Here is a 275-nt window from a genome sequence, read left to right as displayed (position 1 = left end):
CCGGGCGACGGTAATCCTTTTTCTCTTCGTAATAGAACGCGGAGTAGATCGGGTCGATCGACGCGGTGGAGCCGGCGATCTGCGCGGTGGACATGTTCGGCGCGACCGCCATCAGCCAGCCGTTGCGCATGCCGTTGACGCCGACCTGCGCGGCGAGGTCCATCCACTCGGGCGAGTTGTAGCTGCGGTCGCTGAAGTACGCGCCGGTGTGCCAGTCGCTGCCGGCGAACACCGGGTAGGCGCCCTTTTCCTTCGCGAGTTCCATGCTGGCCTGC

The 275-nt window shown here is 65.5% G+C and carries 1 protein-coding gene; it reads right to left on the bottom strand.

What is annotated here, in order from left to right; genetic code table 11:
- Positions 1-265, bottom strand: a 265-nt coding sequence (locus tag SB719_RS19930; protein ID WP_412159705.1) for a hypothetical protein, incomplete at its 3' end; no start/stop codon positions are given.
- Positions 266-275 lie beyond the last annotated feature (10 nt).

Origin of the sequence: Pantoea sp. SIMBA_079 (genome assembly GCF_046940275.1) — a bacterium.
Taxonomy (GTDB): Bacteria; Pseudomonadota; Gammaproteobacteria; order Enterobacterales; family Enterobacteriaceae; genus Pantoea; species Pantoea borealis.
This window is presented reverse-complemented; position numbering and strand designations above follow the sequence as displayed.